Source organism: Bradyrhizobium sp. JYMT SZCCT0428 (assembly GCF_018131075.1).
In the GTDB taxonomy this organism is placed as follows: Bacteria; Pseudomonadota; Alphaproteobacteria; order Rhizobiales; family Xanthobacteraceae; genus Bradyrhizobium.
This window is the reverse complement of record NZ_JAFCLS010000001.1, coordinates 257,291-277,475: the sequence shown is the minus strand read 5'-3', so window position 1 is coordinate 277,475 and position 20,185 is coordinate 257,291. Positions and strand designations below refer to the sequence as shown.

The following is a 20,185-nucleotide window of genomic DNA, read 5'->3' as shown; positions in this document are numbered from 1 at the left end:
GCACCATGAGCGTCACGGCGGCCGATTCGGGCGGAGCGCGGTCTCCCAGCAAGTATGACCGCTTGATCGTAGCGGCCCAGGCTGTGCCGGCCGCTCGGACCATCGTCGTGCATCCCTGCGATGAGACCTCGCTACGTGGCGTCACCGACAGCGCGGCAGCAGGCATCATCCTGCCGGTGTTGGTCGGTCCCGAAAAGAAAATCAGGGATGCGGCCAGCAAGAGCGGCCTCAACATTTCCAGCTTCGAGCTCGTCGATGCCGCACATAGCGAGGAGGCCGCGGCAAAGGGCGTCGAACTCATTCATGCGGCCAAGGGCGAAATGCTCATGAAGGGCAGCCTGCATACCGACGAATTGATGCGCAGCGTCACGGCCAAGGTGGGTGGCCTGCGAACCGACCGCCGGATCAGCCATGTCTTCGTGATGGACGTGCCGGCCTATGCCGAGACGCTGTTTGTAACCGACGCGGCCATCAACATCTTTCCCGACCTCGATGCCAAGCGGGACATCATCCAGAACGCCATCGATCTCTATACGCAAGCCGGCTTCGGCAGATCACCGCGTGTCGCAATCCTGTCGGCGGTCGAAACCGTCACCGACAAGATTCCGTCGACGATTGAGGCCGCGGCGCTCTGCAAGATGGCGGATCGCGGACAGATCACCGGCGGCGTGCTCGACGGACCGCTGGCATTCGACAACGCGATCGACATGGAAGCGGCTCGGATCAAGGGAATCAAATCCGAGGTCGCCGGCCGGGCGCAGATCCTGCTCGTTCCCGATCTCGAAGCCGGCAACATGCTGGCGAAGAATCTGGCCTACTTCGCCAAGGCGGATAGTGCCGGTATCGTGCTCGGCGCCCGGGTGCCGGTCGTCCTGACATCGCGTGCGGACACAGCGCGCGCGCGGATGGCTTCCTGCGCGGTGGCCGCGCTTTATGCACATGCAAGGCGCCAACATGCGCCGACAGTTGCCGCGTGATCGCCATGGATACCATCCTCGTCGTCAATGCAGGCTCCTCCAGCGTCAAGTTCCAGATATTCTCGGTCGAGGGGGAGGGACGACTACAGCGGCAGATCAAAGGCCAGGTGGATGGCATTGGCAGCCGTCCGCGGCTTCGAGCGAGCGGTGCGAATGGCGATTCGCTGGCTGACCGTGCTTACCCGATCGAGAGCATGCCGGACGTCCCAGCCGCGCTGGCTACCGCGGGTGACTGGTTGCGGAATGAACTTCGCATCAATCCCATGGCGGTCGGACATCGCGTCGTTCATGGCGGTCCGGACCATGACCGGCCGGTGTTGATAGACCATGGTGTCGTGTCTCGGCTGGAGCGGTTCATTGCCTTGGCCCCGCTTCATCAGCCGCACAATTTGGCGCCGATCCGTTCGCTTCTCACCAATTTTCCAGCACTTCCACAGGTGGCCTGTTTCGACACCGCGTTTCACCGTACCCATGACGCGGTCGCCGACCACTATGCGATCCCTCATCAGCTGTACACGGAGGGCGTGCGACGTTACGGATTTCACGGTCTCTCCTACGAATACGTCGCGAAAGCGCTGCCGCAAATCGCGCCTGAAATCGCCAAGGGGCGCGTGATCGTCGCGCATCTCGGCAGCGGCGCTTCAATGTGCGCTCTGAAGCAAGGACGCAGCGCCGAGAGCACCATGGGATTCACAGCCCTCGACGGGCTCCCCATGGGAACGCGCCCGGGACAGATCGATCCCGGCGTCGTGCTCTATCTCATCAGCGAAAAGGGAATGTCGGCGTCCAACGTACAGGACTTTCTCTATCGCGATTGCGGCTTGAAGGGCCTCTCCGGCATCAGCAACGACATGCGCGAACTGGAGGGAAATGCGGATCCACGTGCAAAGCTGGCCGTCGACTATTTCGTATACCGAATAGGTCTCAATGCCGGAATGCTTGCCGCCGCATTGCAGGGCGTGGACGCTTTCGTCTTTACCGCCGGTATCGGGGAAAATTCGGCTCGAATTCGGGCCAGTATCGTCAACCAGCTTGGATGGCTCGGCGTCGTGCTCGATCCGGCCGAGAACTCCCGCCACGCGCGGCTGATCTCGCGGTCCGACAGCCGGATTCCGGTCTATGTCGTGCCGACCGATGAGGAGTTGATGATCGCGCAGCACACCTTGTCCCTGCTGTTGAACAGGCCAACGCCCAACCCCAGACATGAGAGGGTGTCATGATCCCCGTATTCCCGGATACCAAGGTTGCCCTGAAGGGCAAGAAAGGCCTGATCGTCGGCATCGCCAACGACCAGTCGATCGCCTGGGGATGCGCGAAGGCATTTCGCGCGCTCGGGGCGGACCTTGCCGTCACCTACCTGAACGATCGCGCGAAGAAGCATGTCGAGCCGCTTGCACAAGCATTGGAGGCGCCGATCTTCATGCCCATGGACGTCATGGTCGAAGGCCAGACGGAGCAGGTGTTCGAACGGATCGGGAAGGAATGGGGGCGGCTCGATTTCCTGCTGCACTCGATCGCCTTCTCACCCAAGGAGGCGCTTCACGGACGCGTGGTGGATGTCAACCGCGACGGCTTCCTCAAGACCATGGATGTCTCGTGCTGGTCGTTCCTCCGAATGGCCCATCTGGCCGAACCTTTAATGAAGAATGGTGGAACGATGTTCACCATGACCTACTATGGCAGCCAGATGGTGGTCGAGAACTACAACGTGATGGGCGTGGCGAAGGCCGCGCTGGAAGCGGCCGTCCGCTACGCGGCTGCGGAACTGGGCCCGAAAGGCATCCGCGTTCATGCGATCTCGCCGGGGCCGCTCGCCACGCGTGCCGCGTCGGGGATTCCCGAATTCGACGAACTGATGGACAAGGCGCAATCCAAGGCGCCGGCGCGCAGTCTCGTCAGCATCGACGATGTCGGCAACGCCACCGCGTTCCTGGCGCTCGATGGCGCCAAGTTGATCACGGGTGGCGTGCTCTATATCGACGGCGGCTATCACATCATCGATTGAGTGCGGCTGGTACCGTCTAGCGATAGTGCAGGGCGATCAACTCGGCGACGCAGGCAGGGCGTTTGCCACCCTCGATCTCGATCACGAGGTGATAGTTCACGCGGAGGCCGTCCGGCGGCACGTCCTCCGCTTCCGCCACCGTGACGCGGCCACACAACCTCGAGCCGGCCGGAACCGGCGCCAGATACCGTATCCTGTCCGCACCGTAGTTCAGGGTATTGCGCAAGCCCTTCAGGCCAATGACCGAACGAATGAAGAGCGGCGCGAGCGCGAGCGACAACAGCCCGTGGGCAATGGTGGTGCCACCAGGCAATTCCTTCTTCGCACGCTCCTGGTCGACATGGATCCACTGCTCGTCACAAGTCGCTTCCGCAAACTGGTTTATTCGCTCTTGCGTAACCTCGATCCAATCGCTGGCACCGATCTCGGTGCCGATGGCAGATTTGATCTCGCTGAAGTCGCTGAATATCCGCATGCTCCTGCCTCGTCAGATCTGCATTTCCGGAACGGCGTTGGGAATGATGAGATCGGCCTCTGTGACGGCCACGACCTCGCCAACGCTGACACCGGGCGCAGTTTCCACCAGGGTTGCCGTTCCGTCCGCGAAGGCGATAACCGCCATGTCTGTCACGACCAGATTGACCGGTCTTGCCGAGGTCAATGGCAGGGTGCATTTGGCTACGATCTTCGATTTCCCCTTCGCGGCGTGCTGCATGGCGACGATGACCCGCTTGGCGCCGCTGACGAGATCCATTGCTCCGCCCATCCCCGGCACCATCTTCCCGGGGATCATCCAGTTGGCGAGATGTCCGTGCGCGTCGACCTGCAGGCCGCCCAGCACCGTCACATCGACATGGCCGCCGCGGATCAATCCAAAGGACATCGCGCTGTCAAAAGTGCTAGCGCCCGGCAGCGCGCTGATCGGTCGGCCGCCGGCATCGGTCAGAAGTGGATGGGCCATCCCTTGCTCCGGTATGGGGCCGGTTCCGATCAATCCGTTCTCAGACTGGAAGAACACCTTGAGTCCGGCCGGAACATAGTTGGCGACCAGCGTCGGAATGCCGATGCCCAGGTTCACAAGGTCGCCGCTACGGAGCTCCTGTGCGACACGTCGGGCGATGATTGCTTGTGCATCCATGGTTCACCCGTTCGTAATGAGATAGTCGACGAGGGGCGCCGGGGTCACGACGTGGTCGGGTGCGATGACGCCCACGGGCACGATGTGTTCCGCCGTCACGATCACGGTGTCGGCGGCCATCGCCATGATGGGATTGAAGTTGCGTGCCGTCAGCGCGTAGGTGAGGTTGCCGAGGTAATCCGCCAGGAAAGCGTGAACCAGGGCGAACTTTGCGCGCAACGCGGTTTCGAGCAGAAACGTCGTTCCGGCGACCTCGATCTGGCGTTTGCCTTCGGCAACCAGCGTGCCGACGCCGGTTGGCGTGAGCACGCCTCCGAGGCCGCAACCACCGGCACGAATGCGCTCGACAAAGGTCCCCTGGGGTACGAGGTCGATGGCGACCTGCTTGGCCAGCATCTGCTGCTGCGCCTTCGGATTGAGACCGATATGGGTTGCGGTGAGGCGCGATACGAGCGTCGCATCGAACAGTTTGCCAACGCCTTTCCCGGGGACGGCTGCGTCGTTGCTGATCACTTCAAGGTCGGTCTTGTTCTGCCGGACGACTTCGTCGAGCAGGCGTTCCGGCGTTCCGACACCCATGAAGCCGCCGACCATGATGCTCGCGCCGTGCGGGATCATCGCAACGGCTTCTTCAACGGAAACGGCCCTCATGATGAAACTCCAGTCAGCAAGCGATCCATGAAAGGGCGGATGCAACGGTGATGTTGATGATGGCCGCCAGCGCTCCTTTGATCTGCATCAAGGCTTTCTGCTATTCCGCGCGGTGCATACCGACGCTTTCGAGCGCTTCCGCCCATAGCTTGGCAATCTCGGCATGACGCCGTTCAAGGGCTGCGCTCACGGTGTCGCGAAATGGTGCGAGTTCGGCGCCCTTCAGGAAGACGATTTGCGCCTGCAGCAGGCGGCTGCTTTCGAATTCAATGCGGCGCAGAGCCATCACGAAGGGATCGTCGGCGTTGGCTTCCACTGGAAGCAGCGCGGCCGGTCGAATGCCGGCATGCACGGCATGCGCGAGCGTTGCAAGGCCGGTCGCCGCCGCCAAACTGCGATCGGCGATCCCTTCCATCGGCGCCGGAAGCCATGCCGTCTCCCAGGACGCCGCCATGTAACCCAGGGCGAGATCCGGCACCCACGAGGTCGCGCGCAGCAGCAGCGAAATGATCTCGGTCTCGCGATGGAGCTGCGCATTCAATTCGGTTTGCCACGCGGACTCGAGCTTCAGCGGCAGGCTAAACGCGAACTGCCTCGCCAATGCGCCGTGAGCGGAGATCAGGAAAGTCGCGACCCGCGTCTGCTGACGCGGCGGCACGCGGCCGGCGGGGTCGAGTGGTCCGAAGAACCCGCTCATGTTGTCGGCCTCGGCACAGGGATCGCGCGCAGATGATCGTAACCGGGCGGAAACGGCTCAAGCGCGCCGCCTGCTTCCTCGGGGGCGATCCAAACGGCCTTGTTGCCGTGCCAACGGCCGGCAAGGACGTCCTCGGCAAAACGCGCGAGCAGATCTGCCGTGAGCGCTGGTTTCTCCAGGGTGAAGGCGTGATAGGCGCGGGGGATGATCACGAGCGAGCTGTTGGGAATGTGGACGCGCAGGGTTTCGTGCAGGGCGCGTGGCGTCAGAAAGTCGAACTCACCGTTCAGGATCATGGTCGGCACCGCGATTGAAGCGAGAAGCGGCGTCAACGGCTCGAAATCGAGGAAGGATTCCATGAGGTTCTGCAGGGCGTAGACGTCGTTGACCAGCCAACCCTGTCGCTTGACGCTGTCGAGCTTGTCCAGCAACGGTTTCAACCATTGGTCCGACAGGTTCATCGGCAGCAGAAGATCCTGAAGATAGCTGGTGCCGCCGAGGATCAGGCCGGTGCGCATGGCGCTGCCGAGCAGAAGAAGCTGCGGCGAGAGCTCTGCAAAGCAGCTCATCGGCACCAGTCCGGAGAGCCGCTTGCCATGCGTAATGGCATAGCGAAGCGCGATCAGGCCGCCGAAGCTGATGCCGCTGAGAAAGACAGGGCCGTCGCCGAGCTCGTCGATCAGGAGAGCAAGGGTCGCGACCTGGTCGTCCTGGCTGATGAACAATGCCGGCTTGTCTGAAGTACCCTGGCCCAGGAGATCGAATGTTGCGACGCGAAATCGTCTCGCCACCAGCGCGTCGCGATAGGCCGTCCATAGCTCGGCGTATTGCGTGAGCCCGTTCACCAGAACATAGGCGGGGGCGTTGGCGGGGCCCTCGAGCTCGTAGCGGATTCGATACGATCCGTGGCGGAGGAAGGGCATCGCTGCGACCCGGTGCGAGTTTGTGTTCGCAGGGTCGCCCGCCGCGTCTCAATTCCCTTGAGTTAAATCAAGGAACGCGCGGCGACCGCAGCTAGCTTCCGGCCAAGGACTGGTCGGGAGGAATTAGCCATGATCCGGAAACAAGCTTTGCGCAGATGCTTCATCAGCCTGCTGTTGCTTCTGGTCGGTACCTCGCTCGCTGTCGCACAGCCGTTTACGCGGCGTTCGTCGCAAGTGCAGCACGACGGCTTGAAGAAATATTACGAGATCAGCGACTTCAAGCTCGGCGGCAAATACGACCTTGCCAATCCCTCGAAATGGGAAAACGGCGGCGAGGGCGGCGTGACGCTGGAATCCCTCGGCGGCGGCAAGCTGCGCACCGCCTACATCGCGATCGGCACGCCGCGCCGCAACGCCGCGGGCGAGATCACCAATGCGGTCGTCATCAACTCCTACTATTCCGGTGATTCCACCGACATGTACGAACAGTGGGTGAAGGGCGCCGCGCTCTCCGGCACCACGCCGATCATCGGGCCGGGCCGCCCGATCGACACCGATCGCTACTATGTCGTGATGGTCGACCCGCTCGGCACCTGGGGCGCCAGCAAACCGTCCGACGGGCTGGGGATCAAGTTTCCGCAATACACCTATTTCGACATGGTGCAGGCGAATTACCGCATGCTCCGCGACCATCTGAAGGTGGCGAAGGTGGCGCTGGCCGCCGGTGTCTCGATGGGCGGCACCCAGACCTATGTCTGGGGCGTGATGCACCCGCAATATGTCGGCGCCATCATGCCGATTGGCGGCACCACGCAATCGGATGCCGGCGATCCCGTGGGCAACTGGACCTTCCAGCTGATGACAGCCGCGATCGAGTCCGATCCGGTCTGGCAGCAGACCAAGGGCGATTACTACAAGATGCCCAAGGAAAAGCACCCGCTGATGGGCATGGCGTTCGGCTGGTCGGTTCTCGGCTTGACCGGGTATGACTTCGAATACCGGACCTCGCAGGCCTTCACCTCGGTGCAGCCCGAAATCTTCTACTGGAATCCTCCGAACGAGAAGGCCGGTTTGAACGTGATCAACCGGTCCAAGATGTACGACGCAGTCGATCTGGTCTGGCGCAACCGCGTCGGAGAGCTTCACAACATCAATGACCAACTCGGCCGCATCCAGGCGCGGACTATGGTGATGCACATCACCAACGACCTCTGGCTCAACTTCAAGCTCGCGGAAAAGGCGGTTGACCGCATCCCGGGTGCCGACCTAATCGCCGAAGAGAGCCCGGTCGCGCATTACGGCGTGTTCTCGATCATCAACCGCCGCAAGAACGATCCGAAATTCGTCTCGTTCATGGATGACGTGGCGAGCCTCGACAGGGCGCAGCAGTTCGCCGACAAGAACTACCGCGTGCCGGGCGTGGCGTCGGACATCGATCCGAAGAAGTCGTTCTGGAAGGATTTTGTGACCTATCCCTACCCGGTCAAATACGCCACCGCAAAGGATGGCCGCGGCACGTCCTGGCAGATCGGCTACATGGACGAGTACAACGGCACCGACAAGGATCCGAAGATTCTCGTTATCATCCATGGCAAGGGCGCGTTCGCCGGCCATTACGGCAACGTCATGCAGTATGCGCTGCGTAGCGGCCTGCGCGTGATTGCGCCAGATCTGCCGCATTACGGCATGTCCGGTCCGGGCAATATCGACAAGAGCCCGGCGCGAACCATGCAGGACATGCGTGAGGTCGTCTACGACCTGGTGGTCAACCAGCTCAAGGTCGGCAAGGCCGCTTATCTCGGCCACTCGCTTGGCGGCCAGCTCATCATGGGTTACGCGCTGACCTATCCGGACGCAGTGCAGAGCCTGATCCTCGAGGCGCCGGCGGGGCTCGAGGAATATCCGCGCGAGGTCACGATCGCGCCGGGCAAGACCGCGAAGCTGTTCGACGCCTCCCTGGCGCGGGACTTCGACAAGTGGAAGGACGTCTGGGGGCCAACCCAGGTACTGGCGAGTGAAATGGCCCGGCCGGAGCAGAACATTCGCGAGTTCTTCTACTTCAAGAAGCGTGATCCGGTCACCGGCGTGGTTGGACGCAGCAAGAGCGGCTACTTCATGAACGACAGCCAGTATGCGCGGTTGCATACCGAACAGCGTGTCGGCCTGACCAGAGGCAACCCGAAGGAGCTGGAGCAGTGGACCAATGTGTACATCTTCGACATCTACGGCATGGTGTCGGAGTTGCAGCAGGATGATCCCAAGAACCTCTATCGCCGGCTGACGGAGATCAAGGCGCCGATCTTCCTGGCCTTCGGCGACAAGGAGCCCTTTATCCCCGGCACGGCATTCAATGGGCTGAAAGACCTTGGCCGCGACATCATCACGCCGTTCATGACACGGATGACGGGCGCCAATAACCGCCCGATCCTGAAGATATATCCGGACACCGGACATTTCATCCATACCGACAATCCGGTGGAGTTTTCGGCCGACGTCACCGACTTCGTATCCACGGGCTTTCTCGACACCAGTTCGCCGCTCGAGATCGACCGCGTGATCAACGGCGTCGTCGCTTCGGCGATGCCGGAGGCGCCGACGCCGAGCGGACCGAACCCGACGGCCGGCCTGAACAAATAGAGCTGTCATGGCACGGGTGCAGGCGGGCGAGGTCCAGCTGGGCTGGCGAGAGTGGGGAGGCGGCGATGCTACCGTCGTCTTCATCCACGGCAATCTCGCCAGCAAGGATTGGATCGAACTCGCCGCGCCGCTGTTCCCTAGCGGCCTGCGTGTGATCGGGATCGACTGGCGCGGCTGCGGTGAAAGCGACCGCCCAAAGCCTGCGGTCGGCTATTCCAACTACTCGATGCAGCAGCATGCACAGGACATGCTGGCTGCGCTCGATACGCTCGACATCACGTTCTGTCATTTGGCGACACATTCGACCGGAGGCATCATCGCCGCGCGGATGCTTCTGATGCAGCCACAGCGGTTCGGACGGGTGTTCGCCCTCGATCCGGTCACGCCGCTCGGCATGGCGTTCAATGCCGATCAGATCGGTCTCTTCCGTTCGATGATGGCGAGCAGGAAGTTGACGCGGGAAATCATGGCGACGGCGGCGTCCTCGCTGTTCGTGCCGGATAGCCTTGCGCCGAACATTGTTCCGCAATTCCGTACCGGGCTTGAACAGATCGAAGCGCTGTTCGAACGAATCCTGGAGCAAACCTTTGGCGTCTCCGAAGGCGTCTGGATCGGGACCCCCGTCAATCTCACACACGAGCGGGAAAGCGGCGAGCTGGAGCGCCGAATGCCCGAGATCCGACATCCGCATCTGGTGCTGTGGGGCGAGTGGGACGGCTGGATTCCAACGAGCGACCTCCGAACGATGGCGACGGCGATGCCGGATTGCCGGCTCGTGGTTGTACCCGGTATCGGGCATTCGATGAATCTCGAACTGCCTGCGCTCTACGCCGGCTATTTTGGCGCCTGGTTCGGCGGCTTCCGCGATAAGGTTTAGTCCGATCTCTCACGAGGAGTAGTGTCATGGCTGATATCAATCCTTCCGCTGACAGCGTTCGCGCGATGCTTTCCGAAGCCAACGGCCGCATTCGAAAGGCCATGGTGGAGTATTTTGAATTGCTCGAGAAGGGCGCTTCGCAGCTGCCGGCTTCCGACCAGGTCAAGCAGTTCTGCAGTCAGGTGCAGCGCAATGTGACTGCGACATTCGACCTCGGCGATAAGCTGATTCAAGCCAAGGATGCGCAGGACGCTTTCAAGATCCAGTCCGAGTTCTACCAGGACCAGATGCGGGCGATGACCGAGCAGGCCAGGAGCATGGGTGAATCCGCCATGAAAGCGGCGACCAGCGCATTCACCCCGAAGAGCTGAGACTGGCTGCCATGTAATCAGAGGATGGGTCGCGCCTCTGCCGATCCAAGAGACGGCGATGGCGCTTGAATTGCTGGTAGGCTTCGTCGTCAGCGTGCTCAATATCATGATCCATGCGCTGGTGACCGTCGGCGCGGCCGGCATTGCCCGCGCCGCCGGGCAGCGGCACACAAGGTGGCCGAGAGCGCACTTGATGGCCGTGATGGTCGCGACTGCGGTGGCCCTGATGGTGGCGCACACGCTGGAGATCTTTGTTTGGGCGTTGGCCTACGCGATCGTCGGCGCGGCGCCTGCCGGCAGCGATCTGCTCTATTTTTCTTTCGTCAATTATACCACGCTCGGCTACGGTGATATCACGCCCGTGCAGGCGTGGCGGCTAAGCGGGCCGATGACCGCGATGAACGGCATTCTGATGTTCGGCTGGTCAACCGCCGTCCTGTTCGAGGTGCTGCGCAAGACGCACGAGCATCTCGCCTCAACCGGGGCACCGGGGTTCAGTGCTGCAGGTCGAGATTGGCCAGCTCCTGGCGATCCATAAGCACGATCTGGCGCTGATTGGTGCCGATGAAGCCGATGATGCCGAGTTCATGCAGCCGCGACAACGCGCGCGAGACAGTTTCGAGCGTCAGGCCGAGATAATCTGCAATGTCGCGGCGTGACATCGGCAGTGGCATGACGCCCGCCGCCGTAAGCCGCCGATCCATCTCGATCAGGAAGGCGGCGACCCGCTCCAGCGAGGTCTTGCGGCCGAGCAGCAGCATGTGGTCCTCGGCATGCTGCAGGTTGCTCGTGGTCATGCTGAGCAGGTTTCGCGAGACCATGGCGTCGCTCTCGGCCACGATCTCAAGGCTGCGCCGCTTGATCAGGCGAACCGTCGTGTTCACGATCGCCTCTGCGGTAAACCGGTGTTCGCTTCCGTTCTCGAGTCCGAAGATGTCGCCCACAAGGTGAAACGCGCCGATCTGGCGACGGCCGTCCGAAAGCAACTTGTAGCTCCGCACCGCACCGGCTTTCACCTGATAGACGTATTCCGCAGGTTCTTTCTCTCCAAATATCTCGGTCCCTTTTTTGTAATTGAATTCGCTTAAACTAACGAGCGGATTTGAATAGCTCTCCATGCCGAGTGCGTCGAGCGTGTTGGGACGGGATGCCGAATCGGCCGTGATCCGCACAAACATTGGCCAACTCCTGTACTGAGGGCGCTACGTGGTGCCACGTTTGGGTGAAGCAATTTGTCGCGGAGGATGCGGACATTGCCTTTCGTTTTCGACCGCAGGTCACCTTGGACGTAAGCCGTACCTGAAACTATTGTCCCAAGGTTCATTGTCCCAAAGGACAACCGGCAGTATGTTGCGAGGTGAGTACCGCACCGTTGCACTGCCAAACCATATGTTCGATAGAATACATTTAGAGCTTGATTGCGAAGTACTTGGATTGCGCAGTGCTTGGACCTGGCCGGATCGCCGGGTTTGGTTCGGCGGCTAGGAGGGGAAATGCCTGGCCTTGTTCACGTGGTCGATGACGACGCCTCGTTTCGAACGGCGATCGAACGGCGCCTGAGACATGCGGGCTATCAGGTAGAAACCCACTCATCGGCGCAGCATCTATTGGATTGCCTACCGGGCGACGATGAAATGCCGGGATGCATCCTGCTCGATGTGCAGATGCCGGGGCTGAGCGGTCTTGAACTGCAAAATCGCCTCGTCGAGCTCGGATCGATCTTGCCGATCGTGTTCGTCACCGGTCATTCCGATATCCCGACGACCGTGCGGGCTATCAAGGCGGGGGCTGAGGATTTCCTGACCAAGCCGATACCGTCAGAACAAATGATTGGCGCAATCGAGCGCGCCTTGGCTCGTTGCGACCTCGCCCGCAGCCAACAGACTGACCTCGATTCTTTTCTCGCCCTCGTTGCAACGCTGACGCCGCGCGAGCGACAGGTGTTCAATCTGATCGTGCGTGGCAAGATGAACAAGCAGATTGCCAACGATCTCGGAACGACCGAACGCACCGTGAAGGCGCACCGCCATCAGGTGATGGAAAAACTGCAAGCGCATTCGCTGGCGGAATTGGTTTCGAGGGCCGTGCGGATGGGTGTGCTGCTTCCGGATACCAACTCCGGCAAATAGGCAGATTGGGGTACCGCTGGATCCCGTTCCGACCACCTTGCACATGAGGACAATATGAAAGTTTGCGGGCGGATGTCTAACTAGGGGTGCCCCAGTGGCGCTCGCGCGGCCTACTCATACTTCAGAATAGTTGGCGCGGGTCGCCGAATGGTTTTGAATTGTATCAAACCTGAAGGCCGAGCACTTTGTCGATCCGCAAGTCAATTTTCGTGGTTGATGATGATTCCTCAATGCGCGAGGGCATGAAGCGGTTGCTGAACAAGCACGGCTTCAACGCAATCCTCTTCGAGTCTGGTGCGGAGCTGCTCAGTTACGCGGATTTCGGCGCAGCATTTTGTATTGTGCTGGATATTGACCTCAAGGGAGAATCCGGCATCGCGTTGCGGCGTTACCTCGCCGACAGGGGGTGCGTCCTGCCGGTTATCTTCATTACCGGCAATGACAGTGATGCGAACCGCGCAGCGGCAATGGGATCAGGCTGCATCGCATACCTGACCAAGCCGTTTACCGCATCTTCGCTCATCGAGCCCATCCAAAAAGTAAGCGCTGCCGCTTAGACAAACTTGTCTCATTCATCGATGTCCTGTTCGAACGTCTGCGCCGGCGCCCCCTTGTGGATGGACGCGAACTGGCCGAGCGGCAGCGACGTCGAAACCGACAGCAGGCCTGAATCAACGAATTCCAGCCGCAGCATTTGCCCTGAACTCATTTCCTGGACCATCTTCGGGTCTGCCGCGGCGCCCGCGATGCAGGCGTTGGTGAGGCACCAGGTATAGGGCACATCATGGGGCTTGCCTTGGTCGATGGTAAGCGTGGCCGGCTTCGGCAGATACATGCCGACGGGGCAGAACACCTGCAGCCGTGCCGTGGCGTCGCCTTCACGCTCGATGATATCGACGCGGACCGCCATTTGACCGGTCGGGAACGTGCCTGATATCGAGGTCCGGCAGATCATTTTTGCGCCGCCGGGCTTGAAGCAGAGCTTCTTCCAGTCACTATAGGTGAGATCCTTGACTTCGCGCTGCCCACGGGGCGCAATTTCGGTCCCCGTCGGCGCGGTCGTCGAGGTCTGTTGCGATACGGCTGACTGGCCGAACGCGATGCTCGCGACCGCCGCCATAACAAGCGCGCAAAAGGAGGACTTCGCATAATTGAGCCGCGGTTCGCTGCGATGTGAGCGCGTCATGTCTGCTCCTCCAGGCTATGGCCGTTCTCTACCTTTGTTCATTCAGAAATTTCGACACGATCGGGGACCAGATCGGGATGGCGTCGGGAGACCCGATAAAGAAATGTCCATCGCCGCCGAACGGCGGTACCAAATGGTATTCGGCCTTGCCGCCCGCCGCGCTAAAGGCCTCGTGCATGCGTTTCGAGAGGACCGGGCCAAAGAAGGTGTCGTTCTCGATATAGATCCACAGCATCGGCACCCGCGATGTGCGGCCGAACTCGCCGGTTGCTTCCACCAGTTTGTCGGGCGCGCAATTGTTGTTCGGCTTGCCGTCGACGCGGCCGCCCCGGCCTGCGGCAAAGGTGATGATTGCCTTGACCTGGGGCGGGTTCAGGCTTGAAAGCGCGATCGAGGCCCATCCGCCGGCGGATTGCCCGACGACGATGACATCCTTTGGCAGGATGCGTTTCTCGGCAGCCATATAGTCGATGATCCAGAGGTCGACTTGAGCAACCGCAAGGCCGGGAGCGTGGAAGTTGGGATTGCTGCACTTTCCGACTTTCGAGAAGAACGGGCCGTAGAGCCCATGCTCGGGTATGTCGATGGCGGCTGCGCCGTATCCGGTGCCGACGGGGGCCACCACGAGATAGCCGCGTTGGGCAAACCACTTGGCGGCGTCGCGAAATTCCACAAGCGGGAAAAAGCTGCGGCCGGTCGCAGTCATCGAGACGCCGTGATTCATGATCGCAAGCGGGAACGGCCCGTCACCGACCGGCCGCACCACATAGGCGAACATCGGCAGCGGCAGCGGCAGTGCCCAGATCTCCTCCTGGATTGAGCGGGATGCGGCCTGATCTTCGGCGCGCGACGGCGTGATCAGGGGGGCGAATAGCAGCAATAGCGTGGCGATCAGGCTACGTAAGCTCTGCTGACTCATGGCGCGTCTCCCTCGATGTAGCACCTGAAGCAAAGCTCAACCAACGAAGGTGCAGGCAACTGACGTCGGTACGCTCAGGGATGCAAAGAATGCGAGTCCTCGACGGCGGCAGAGAGCTTTCCGGAGCAGTGATCCCGCTGACACTGGCCATGCTCGCATTCCCGGGCACACGGTTCGATTGCGTACCGATTTGATTGGAGCGAACTCCCCGAAGGCTTGATCCAGATCAAGCCCCGTCGGGGTTGAGATGTTGCCTATCGAGCCGAGCCGGACCCGCGACAAGACCGCGTATTGACATGACTTCAATGGATATCGCCGCCAGTCCGCCGATACGCCGCGACGAAACGGTGCAGGTCGCGCTGCTGCTGGCCTTCGCCGGCGGTTATCTCGACGCCTATACCTGGATCATCCACGGCGTGATGGCCAACGCGCAGACGGCGAACCTTGTCCTGCTCTGGGTTTATGCCACGACGGGCGAATGGACGCGGGCGCTTCACTTTGTTCCTCCCATGCTGGCATTCGCGGTGGGGATCGTGATGGCCGCATTTCTGCGCAGCGCGACAGGAGAGCGGGCCAGTGCGATCAGCACGCTTATCGAGATTGTGATGCTCATCACGGTCGGCATCCTGCACAATCGCTTGCCGGATCTGGCGGGTACACTGGGCATTTCGTTCGTTGCCGCCATGCAAGCCGCGATATTCACCAAGGTCGAAGGGGTGATCTACAGCTCGGTGATGATAACCGGCAATCTACGACAGGCGATCGAGGGGCTGTTCGCCGTGGTCTCCGGACAATTTGGCTCGCTGCGCCGCCCCGGCATTTTCGGCGCCTTGTGCGTCGCATTCGGTATCGGGGCGGCGGTCGGCGCCTACGCAACGAAGTTCATCCCGGACCTCGCGCTCGGCTTGCCCGTGGTGGCACTGCTGATTGTTTTGTTTCGCTGCGAGATACGCCCCAACGAGGAGCGTCCATGAAATCACGATCGTCTCAGCGAACGGGCTGGATACGGATTTTTCCTCCGTCGGCCTGGCTTGCCGAGTATCAGCCGTCCTGGCTGCGCCATGATGCGATCGCCGGCGTGACGCTCGCCGCCTATGCGATCCCGGTATCACTGGCTTATGCAGGCCTGGCCGGGTTGCCGCCGCAGGTCGGCATTTACGGCTATATGCTCGGCGGCATCGGCTATGCGTTGCTCGGTTCGTCGCGCCAGCTCGCGGTCGGCCCGACCTCCGCGATCTCGCTGATGATTGCCGGCACCGCTGGGTCCCTGGCTGGAGGTGACGCGGTTCGATTCGCGCAGATCGCCAGCCTTGCAGCCTGCGCTGTGGCGCTGCTTTGCCTGATTGCCTGGCTTTTCAAACTCAGCATTCTCGTCCGCCTGGTCAGCGACAGCATCCTTGTCGGCTTCAAGGCAGGGGCCGGACTGACAATCATCATGAGTCAGTTGCCGAGCCTGTTCGGCGTGGCCGGCGGAGGCCACAACTTCTTCGACCGGGTCATCCGGCTTGCAGGTCAAGTCGGCGACACCAATCTGCTCGTATTGGCAATTGGGGTTGCTGCAATCCTGCTCTTGCTCCTTGGCGGCCGGTTTCTGCCGGGCAGGCCGGTCGGATTGGCCGTCGTGGCAATGTCAATTTTCCTGGCAACCTTGTTCGGTCTTCCGTCGCTGGGCATACCCGTTACCGGCAGCATTCCGGAAGGATTGCCGGCTTTCCAGGTGCCGACTTTCGGGATGCTCGAATTCCAGGAGCTGTTTCCAATAGCGGCCGGGTGTCTGCTGCTGGCCTACATAGAAGGTGTCTCGGCGGCCCGGAGTTTTGCAGCGAAGCATGGATACAGCCTTGATGTGCGGCAGGAATTCCTGGGCCTGGGCGCCGCAAACCTCGCAGTCGCGTTTGGCCATGGCTATCCCGTCGCCGGCGGGTTGTCGCAATCCGCCGTCAACGACTCGGGAGGAGCGCGCACGCCGCTGGCACTGGTGGTTTGCTCGTTTGCCCTTGCGCTTTGCCTGCTGTTCTTTACGGGATTGCTGACCAATCTTCCCAAAGCAGTGTTGGCCGGCATTGTCCTGGTTGCCGTTTACAAGCTGGTCGACGTCCGCGCGCTGATCTGGATGTGGAGGGTCAGCAGGATCGACTTCTACGCCGCGGCGATCGCGCTGGTCTCCGTGTTGCTGCTTGGAATCCTGCAAGGCGTGCTGCTTGCCGCCCTTGCATCCATCTTCCTGCTGCTTGCCCGTGCGTCGCGGCCCAACATCGCGTTTCTCGGGCGGCTTCCCGGAACCGGCCGCTATTCCGACAGCGCCAGGCACGAGGGCGTGGAGCCATTGGTCGGCGTGATCGCATTCCGGCCTGAGGCATCGCTGCTCTACATCAATGCCGAGACTATACTGGATACGGTTCTGACGGCGTTCCGAAGATCGCCTGACGTCAAGCTGGTTGCCTGCGATCTCTCGGCGTCCCCCTATATCGATCTGGCCGGGGCGCGCATGTTGCTTGACCTCCATGACGAGCTGGCATCGCGTCATGTGACGTTCTGCATCGTAGGCGCCCATGCGCAGCTGCGAGATCTGTTAAGGGCGGAAGGGTTGGCGGACAGAACGGATAGCGGGGCATGGCTCCGGACGCTCGACAGCGTGCTGGAAGAGAGTAAGGCCAGGGAGCGATCCGATCTCCCTTTGGAACGACCGGCCGCCCGTGAAAACTGACGGGTTGCACGCCGATACAGGCGATGCGGCACTGATACTACCAAGCCACAACCTGACCTCCCTCACGCTTATCGCGTTGCGAAGCGCAGCATTGGCGGCGGCTTGACGAGTTTGTCCTGGCAGCGAGCGACCCTTGACTTGGATCAAAGGAGTGATCGGACAGGCGGGCACGATCCTGGGAGCCATCACCCCTGCAAGGATCGGGAGAAAAATATGTCGAAGGACACCAAGCCCGCACAGAAGCGCATCGATCAGTTCCTCACCGGGCCCGGTGGACGGGCGGACGACTGGCGTGATCTGGTCGAAGGCGCCAAGGTGTGGGCTCGAGGCGGGGATCGTGCGACCTACGATGCCGCGCTGGCCGTTCTGTCGGTGACGGAAGAGTTTCACGGCTATCCCGGCCTGCGACTGATGGCTGCGTTGCGGGAGGCCGCTTCGGCCGGGGATGCGGCGGCCTCGCTGGCCCTGGCGACACGGATCATGCAGGCCCTGACGACGAGGTCGTTCCGTCAGCACGCCAGCGACTGGAATCTGAAAGATGACGGCAACGGGGAGGATCCCGACCTGGTGCCGACGACATTCGCGCCGCAAGCGGGGCGCCGTCCATATTTCGAAACACTGATCGTCACCGGTCTCTCAGCCAGCGACTGGCCGACGCTTGCGACCGAGTGGCGCAAGCTGCGTCGTCCAGTCGATGGGTTCATCTATGAGCCGGTCATCGTCGGCAGCCTGGAAGATGCCTTCTGCGCGGTGATGCTGAATCCCAACATCGCGTCCGTTGTCATCAATGAAGGCTTTGCCCTTCGCTCACGCCATGACGCGACCGTGCTCCGCCCCATGATGACTGCCGCCGGCCTCAACGATGAGTCGGATGCATCAGCGCTGCGACTCGCCCATATCATCAACCGGGTGCGACCCGAGCTTGACCTGTATCTGATGTCCAATCGCGATGTCGAGCAGATGGCTGGAAGCCCCGACGCCAATGTGTTCCGGCGGATCTTCTATTCGATCGAGGAGCTTTTGGAACTCCATCTGTCGATTCTGGAAGGGATCCAGGATCGTTTCGACACCCCGTTCTTCGACAATCTCAAGAAATATGCGCAGCGCCCGATCGGGACGTTCCATGCGTTGCCGATCGCGCGCGGCAAGTCCGTCTTTAGATCGGACTGGATCCGGGACATGGGCGAGTTCTACGGCCTGAACCTGTTCCTGGCCGAGAGCAGCGCGACCACGGGCGGTCTCGATAGCCTGCTGGAGCCGACCGGCAACATCAAGAAGGCGCAGGACAAGGCGGCCCGCGCGCTTGGCGCCGATCGCGTCTTCTTTGTGACCAACGGCACCTCGACGTCGAACAAGATGGCCGTTCAGGCGCTGCTCGCGCCGGGCGACATCGCGATCGTCGATCGCAACTGCCACAAATCGCACCACTACGGCATGGTTCTGGCAGGCGCGCAGCCGCTCTATGTCGAAGCGTTCCCGATGACGGAATATTCGATGTATGGCGCGGTGCCGCTGAACACCATCAAGCACGCGCTCCTGAATGCCAAGGCCGACGGCCGGCTCGATCGGGTCAAGATGCTTGATCTGACCAACTGCACCTTCGATGGCCATATCTACAACACCCGCCGGGTGATGGAGGAATGTCTCGCGATCAAGCCCGACCTGATCTTCCTGTGGGATGAGGCCTGGTTCGGCTTCGCGCGGTTTTCGCCGTTCCTCAGGCGACGTACCGGACTGGGGGCCGCCAACGAGATCGAGGCGTGGATGCGCGACCCAAAATCGGTTGCGGCTTATGAAAAGCAGCAGTCCGAACTTGGCAAGAATCCGTCGAACGAAGTGCTGCTCAAGACCCGGCTGATCCCCGACCCGCGGCAGATTCGGCTACGCGTCTATCAGACCAATTCCACGCACAAATCGATGTCGGCGATCCGGCAAGGCTCGATGCTGTCGGTCAAGGACGTCGAGTTCCACACCGTCGAGCAGCAATTCAAGGAGGCGGTATTCACCCATGCCTCGACCAGTCCAAACCAGCAGCTCATCGCAAGCCTCGACGTCTCGAGACGCCAGATGGAGCTCGAGGGCTATGGGCTCGTGGCCAATGCGATCGAGATCGCGGTCGCCATTCGCCGGGCGGTCAACACCAATCCGCTGATCTCGAAATATTTCCGGATCCTCGGTGCGGACGCAATGGTGCCCGCGCAATACCGCCAAAGCGGCTTCAAGGACTATCTGGACCCGAGCGCGAACTGGGCAACCGCCCTGAAGAGCCTGGATGACGACGAGTTCTGCCTCGATCCGACCCGCATGACCCTGGTCTGTGGGATGGCTGGCTTCGACGGGACGCAGTTCAAGGGCATTCTGGCGAGCGAGTACAACATCCAGATCAACAAGACCTCCCGCAACTCGGTTCTGCTGCAGTCCAACATCAACAACACGCGCAGCGACGTGGCTCACCTCGTGCGGGTGCTGGCGGAGATCGCCGGTGAAGTGGACCGCGGCCTGACGCAGGGCGGCGCCAATGCGAAGAAGACGTTCGAGGCGCGGGTGAAGAGCCTGATGACCGATGTGCCCGACCTGCCGAACTTCTCGCATTTCCACCCGAGCTTCCGTGGCGATGCGGGCGCCAAGACCAACGAGGGCGACATCCGCAGCGGCTTCTATGCGGCGTATGACGCCCCAGGCTGCGAATACATCCGTCTGGGCGACGCCGAGATCGACCGCCGCCTGAAGGCGGGTCCCGACCTCGTCTCGGCCAGCTTCGTGATCCCGTATCCGCCGGGCTTCCCGATCATGGTGCCAGGCCAGGTCATCACCCAGGAAACCATCGACTTCATGCGCAAGCTCGATGTGAAGGAAATCCACGGTTACGACGCCAAGGAAGGCTTGAAGCTCGTGCGCACCGAAGCCTTGGCGAAGATCGGCAGGCCGAAGCCTGGCGCCGCACCGAAACTGAAGGCTGCCTCATAGA

Annotated in this window: 20 protein-coding genes; 12 read left to right on the top strand and 8 right to left on the bottom strand. The window is 61.4% G+C overall.

Annotated elements, in window-relative coordinates:
* The first annotated feature begins 5 nt into the window (after positions 1-5).
* Genes JQ575_RS01435 through fabI form a run of 3 tightly spaced genes read left to right on the top strand, consistent with a single transcriptional unit; the run spans position 6 to position 2,982 of the window.
* Positions 6-977, top strand: coding sequence for a phosphate acetyltransferase (locus JQ575_RS01435; protein ID WP_212031501.1), 972 nt, complete (start codon positions 6-8; stop codon positions 975-977).
* Positions 978-982: 5 nt separating this feature from the next.
* Positions 983-2,197 carry an acetate/propionate family kinase gene (locus tag JQ575_RS01430; protein WP_212031500.1) on the top strand — a complete coding sequence of 405 codons (1,215 nt, stop codon included), beginning with the start codon at positions 983-985 and terminating at the stop codon, positions 2,195-2,197.
* Complete coding sequence (gene fabI, locus JQ575_RS01425; protein WP_212031499.1) at positions 2,194-2,982, top strand: enoyl-ACP reductase FabI; 789 nt, start codon at positions 2,194-2,196, stop codon at positions 2,980-2,982. Before JQ575_RS01430 ends, fabI begins: the two co-directional genes overlap by 4 nt.
* A 16-nt stretch (positions 2,983-2,998) precedes the next feature.
* Here the strand turns inward: fabI and JQ575_RS01420 are convergent, their stop codons facing one another.
* The 5 genes from JQ575_RS01420 to JQ575_RS01400 form a co-directional block, all read right to left on the bottom strand.
* Positions 2,999-3,457 carry a MaoC family dehydratase gene (locus JQ575_RS01420; RefSeq protein ID WP_212031498.1) on the bottom strand — a complete coding sequence of 153 codons (459 nt, stop codon included), beginning with the start codon at positions 3,455-3,457 and terminating at the stop codon, positions 2,999-3,001.
* A gap of 12 nt (positions 3,458-3,469) precedes the next feature.
* Positions 3,470-4,120, bottom strand: a complete 651-nt coding sequence (locus JQ575_RS01415) for a 3-oxoacid CoA-transferase subunit B (protein ID WP_212031497.1) — start codon at positions 4,118-4,120, stop codon at positions 3,470-3,472.
* A 3-nt stretch (positions 4,121-4,123) separates the two neighbouring features.
* Positions 4,124-4,771, bottom strand: a complete 648-nt coding sequence (locus tag JQ575_RS01410; protein ID WP_212031496.1) for a CoA transferase subunit A — start codon at positions 4,769-4,771, stop codon at positions 4,124-4,126.
* A 100-nt stretch (positions 4,772-4,871) separates the two neighbouring features.
* Positions 4,872-5,468: a hypothetical protein gene (locus tag JQ575_RS01405; RefSeq protein ID WP_212031495.1), complete on the bottom strand. Its 597-nt coding sequence runs from the start codon at positions 5,466-5,468 to the stop codon at positions 4,872-4,874.
* Positions 5,465-6,391, bottom strand: a complete 927-nt coding sequence (locus JQ575_RS01400; RefSeq protein WP_212031494.1) for an alpha/beta fold hydrolase — start codon at positions 6,389-6,391, stop codon at positions 5,465-5,467. Before JQ575_RS01400 ends, JQ575_RS01405 begins: the two co-directional genes overlap by 4 nt.
* Positions 6,392-6,520: 129 nt before the next feature.
* On the opposite strand from JQ575_RS01400, the gene JQ575_RS01395 reads away from it, so the two are divergent.
* The 4 genes from JQ575_RS01395 to JQ575_RS01380 are packed head-to-tail and all read left to right on the top strand — an operon-like array spanning position 6,521 to position 10,814.
* Complete coding sequence (locus JQ575_RS01395) at positions 6,521-9,028, top strand: alpha/beta hydrolase (RefSeq protein WP_212031493.1); 2,508 nt, start codon at positions 6,521-6,523, stop codon at positions 9,026-9,028.
* A 7-nt stretch (positions 9,029-9,035) separates the two neighbouring features.
* The gene (locus JQ575_RS01390) at positions 9,036-9,905 is read left to right on the top strand and encodes an alpha/beta fold hydrolase (RefSeq protein WP_212031492.1); all 870 of its coding nucleotides are present in this window, start codon (positions 9,036-9,038) and stop codon (positions 9,903-9,905) included.
* Positions 9,906-9,931: 26 nt separating this feature from the next.
* Entirely contained in the window at positions 9,932-10,276 is a 345-nt protein-coding gene (locus JQ575_RS01385; RefSeq protein WP_212031491.1) for a phasin family protein, read from the top strand.
* A gap of 58 nt (positions 10,277-10,334) precedes the next feature.
* Positions 10,335-10,814, top strand: a complete 480-nt coding sequence (locus tag JQ575_RS01380) for a potassium channel family protein (protein ID WP_212031490.1) — start codon at positions 10,335-10,337, stop codon at positions 10,812-10,814.
* Here the strand turns inward: JQ575_RS01380 and JQ575_RS01375 are convergent.
* Entirely contained in the window at positions 10,771-11,454 is a 684-nt protein-coding gene (locus JQ575_RS01375; RefSeq protein WP_211995868.1) for a helix-turn-helix domain-containing protein, read from the bottom strand. The genes JQ575_RS01380 and JQ575_RS01375 overlap by 44 nt on opposite strands.
* A 315-nt stretch (positions 11,455-11,769) precedes the next feature.
* Between JQ575_RS01375 and JQ575_RS01370 the strand changes: the two genes are divergently transcribed.
* Positions 11,770-12,405 carry a response regulator transcription factor gene (locus JQ575_RS01370; protein WP_212031594.1) on the top strand — a complete coding sequence of 212 codons (636 nt, stop codon included), beginning with the start codon at positions 11,770-11,772 and terminating at the stop codon, positions 12,403-12,405.
* Positions 12,406-12,590: 185 nt separating this feature from the next.
* A complete protein-coding gene (locus tag JQ575_RS01365; RefSeq protein WP_212031489.1) occupies positions 12,591-12,962 on the top strand; it encodes a response regulator transcription factor in 372 nt (123 codons plus the stop codon).
* 11 nt (positions 12,963-12,973) lie between these two features.
* On the opposite strand, the gene JQ575_RS01360 is transcribed toward JQ575_RS01365, so the two are convergent.
* The gene (locus JQ575_RS01360) at positions 12,974-13,591 is read right to left on the bottom strand and encodes an invasion associated locus B family protein (RefSeq protein ID WP_212031488.1); all 618 of its coding nucleotides are present in this window, start codon (positions 13,589-13,591) and stop codon (positions 12,974-12,976) included.
* A 28-nt stretch (positions 13,592-13,619) separates the two neighbouring features.
* Positions 13,620-14,510 carry a S9 family peptidase gene (locus JQ575_RS01355; protein ID WP_212031487.1) on the bottom strand — a complete coding sequence of 297 codons (891 nt, stop codon included), beginning with the start codon at positions 14,508-14,510 and terminating at the stop codon, positions 13,620-13,622.
* 296 nt (positions 14,511-14,806) lie between these two features.
* On the opposite strand from JQ575_RS01355, the gene JQ575_RS01350 reads away from it, so the two are divergent.
* From JQ575_RS01350 to JQ575_RS01340, 3 genes are all read left to right on the top strand, one after another.
* Positions 14,807-15,484: a YoaK family protein gene (locus JQ575_RS01350; protein ID WP_212031486.1), complete on the top strand. Its 678-nt coding sequence runs from the start codon at positions 14,807-14,809 to the stop codon at positions 15,482-15,484.
* A complete protein-coding gene (locus JQ575_RS01345; RefSeq protein ID WP_212031485.1) occupies positions 15,481-17,217 on the top strand; it encodes a SulP family inorganic anion transporter in 1,737 nt (578 codons plus the stop codon). The genes JQ575_RS01350 and JQ575_RS01345 overlap by 4 nt, the downstream gene beginning before the upstream one ends.
* A 213-nt stretch (positions 17,218-17,430) precedes the next feature.
* On the top strand, positions 17,431-20,184 hold the full coding sequence (locus JQ575_RS01340; RefSeq protein WP_212031484.1) for a decarboxylase: 2,754 nt from the start codon (positions 17,431-17,433) through the stop codon (positions 20,182-20,184).
* Position 20,185: the final 1 nt, after the last annotated feature.

Coding starts and splice junctions, on each gene's coding strand:
- JQ575_RS01435 (WP_212031501.1), top strand. CDS start 6: ATGAGCGTCACGGCGGCCGATTCGGGCGGAGCGCGGTCTCCCAGCAAG.
- JQ575_RS01430 (WP_212031500.1), top strand. CDS start 983: ATGGATACCATCCTCGTCGTCAATGCAGGCTCCTCCAGCGTCAAGTTC.
- fabI (WP_212031499.1), top strand. CDS start 2,194: ATGATCCCCGTATTCCCGGATACCAAGGTTGCCCTGAAGGGCAAGAAA.
- JQ575_RS01420 (WP_212031498.1), bottom strand. CDS start 3,457: ATGCGGATATTCAGCGACTTCAGCGAGATCAAATCTGCCATCGGCACC.
- JQ575_RS01415 (WP_212031497.1), bottom strand. CDS start 4,120: ATGGATGCACAAGCAATCATCGCCCGACGTGTCGCACAGGAGCTCCGT.
- JQ575_RS01410 (WP_212031496.1), bottom strand. CDS start 4,771: ATGAGGGCCGTTTCCGTTGAAGAAGCCGTTGCGATGATCCCGCACGGC.
- JQ575_RS01405 (WP_212031495.1), bottom strand. CDS start 5,468: ATGAGCGGGTTCTTCGGACCACTCGACCCCGCCGGCCGCGTGCCGCCG.
- JQ575_RS01400 (WP_212031494.1), bottom strand. CDS start 6,391: ATGCCCTTCCTCCGCCACGGATCGTATCGAATCCGCTACGAGCTCGAG.
- JQ575_RS01395 (WP_212031493.1), top strand. CDS start 6,521: ATGATCCGGAAACAAGCTTTGCGCAGATGCTTCATCAGCCTGCTGTTG.
- JQ575_RS01390 (WP_212031492.1), top strand. CDS start 9,036: ATGGCACGGGTGCAGGCGGGCGAGGTCCAGCTGGGCTGGCGAGAGTGG.
- JQ575_RS01385 (WP_212031491.1), top strand. CDS start 9,932: ATGGCTGATATCAATCCTTCCGCTGACAGCGTTCGCGCGATGCTTTCC.
- JQ575_RS01380 (WP_212031490.1), top strand. CDS start 10,335: ATGGCGCTTGAATTGCTGGTAGGCTTCGTCGTCAGCGTGCTCAATATC.
- JQ575_RS01375 (WP_211995868.1), bottom strand. CDS start 11,454: ATGTTTGTGCGGATCACGGCCGATTCGGCATCCCGTCCCAACACGCTC.
- JQ575_RS01370 (WP_212031594.1), top strand. CDS start 11,770: ATGCCTGGCCTTGTTCACGTGGTCGATGACGACGCCTCGTTTCGAACG.
- JQ575_RS01360 (WP_212031488.1), bottom strand. CDS start 13,591: ATGACGCGCTCACATCGCAGCGAACCGCGGCTCAATTATGCGAAGTCC.
- JQ575_RS01355 (WP_212031487.1), bottom strand. CDS start 14,510: ATGAGTCAGCAGAGCTTACGTAGCCTGATCGCCACGCTATTGCTGCTA.
- JQ575_RS01350 (WP_212031486.1), top strand. CDS start 14,807: ATGACTTCAATGGATATCGCCGCCAGTCCGCCGATACGCCGCGACGAA.
- JQ575_RS01345 (WP_212031485.1), top strand. CDS start 15,481: ATGAAATCACGATCGTCTCAGCGAACGGGCTGGATACGGATTTTTCCT.
- JQ575_RS01340 (WP_212031484.1), top strand. CDS start 17,431: ATGTCGAAGGACACCAAGCCCGCACAGAAGCGCATCGATCAGTTCCTC.